Source organism: Protofrankia sp. CiP1_Cm_nod3 (assembly GCF_982290655.1).
Genome location: NZ_CEVIVD010000148.1, coordinates 4,218 through 5,747 on the forward strand (window position 1 = coordinate 4,218; position 1,530 = coordinate 5,747).

The 1,530-nt window shown below is 72.0% G+C and carries 2 protein-coding genes; both read left to right on the plus strand.

Translation table 11 applies throughout. The annotated features are described in order from the left end of the window. A partial coding sequence (gene ureG / locus AC5LUJ_RS20365; RefSeq protein WP_493465533.1) for an urease accessory protein UreG occupies positions 1–579 on the plus strand: 579 nt, incomplete at its 5' end. A 179-nt stretch (positions 580–758) separates the two neighbouring features. After that, positions 759–1,530: urease accessory protein UreD (locus tag AC5LUJ_RS20370; protein WP_493465534.1), on the plus strand; the 772-nt coding region annotated here is incomplete at its 3' end.

Here is a 1,530-nt window from a genome sequence, read left to right on the forward strand (position 1 = left end):
CGGCTCGCGGTCGTGACCAACGACATCTACACCACCGAGGACGCCGACTTCCTGCGCGCGGCCGGCGTGCTCGACCCGGCGCGCATCCGCGCGGTCGAGACGGGATGCTGCCCGCACACCGCCATCCGGGACGACATCACCGCGAACCTGGACGCCGTCGAGGACCTGGAGGCGGACTTCGGCCCGCTCGACCTGGTCCTGGTCGAAAGCGGCGGCGACAACCTGACCGCGACCTTCAGCTATGGCCTCGTCGACCGGCAGATATTCGTCATCGACGTGGCCGGCGGCGACAAGGTGCCTCGCAAGGGCGGCCCGGGCGTCACCAACAGTGATCTTCTTGTCATCAACAAGACCGATCTCGCGCCGCTCGTCGGCGCGGACCTCGGCGTCATGGCCCGGGACGCCGAACGGGTCCGCCATGGCCGTCCGGTGCTGTTCACCTCACTGACAACGCGACCGGGAGCGGCCGAGGTGGCCGACTGGGTCCTCGCGGTGCTCGCGGGTTCTTCGCGGCACGTCCGGTCGCGGTCTCCGGATCACCCCGCCGCCCAGGTCGCCGCCCCGGGCCGGCCGTCCTGAACCAGCCCGGACCGCGCCCGATCAGCACGCGCCCGATCGGCCCGCGCCCCGCCGCACCTTGCCGGGCCGGAGCCGGTCACACTGGACCCGATCACACCGGGCCCGGTCGGCCCGCTCGCGACGACGTCGGGGACAGCATCGAGGACGAGTTGACGGACAGAAGGGAAACGGCCGCCGGGATGACCGGCGTCGGTTCAGGCCGGCCACCGGCACGCATCGATCGAACGTCGATCAGCGCGCACGCGGTCATCCGGATCGAACCGATCACGGATGGCAACGAGATCGGCCCCCGCGAGGCTCGCGGCAACGAAGTCAGTGGCAACGGGGCCGCTGGCAACGGTGTTCGGGCCGGGGGTACCCGCGACATCGGGATCAACGGCCACCGGACCGGCGACGAGGCGCACGACGGCCGGATCCGTGACAGCGGGATCCGAGTTGGCGGGATCCGAGTTGGCGGGGTACGGGTCAGCGAGCTGAGGTCGCAGGTGCCGCTGGTCCTGCGGCGTACCGGGGGTTGGACGCGGCCCGGCGACGGGCTGCCGACCGTCACCGTGCATCTGGTGAACGCCGCGGCCGGGCCGCTTGCCGGCGACCAGCTGCGGCTGGATATCACGGTCGGTGCGGGTGTCCGGCTGGTGCTGCGCACGACGGCCGCGACCGTCGCGCTGCCCGGGCACGGCGAGCAGCCGTCGCTGTTCGACGTCCACGCCGATATCGGGCCGGGCGGCGCGCTGGAGTACCTGCCCGAACCGACCGTGGCCGCCCACGGATGCCGGCACCGGATGCGGGCGACGATCAGGCTCGCGGCTGACGCCCGCCTGCTGTGGCGGGAGGAGATCGTCCTCGGGCGTTTCGGTGAGCCACCTGGCTCGATCTCGTCCACCCTTCGGGTCGACGTCGAGGACAGCGCCGCGGACGAGGGCAGCGCTGACAACGTCGCAGGCAATGTCA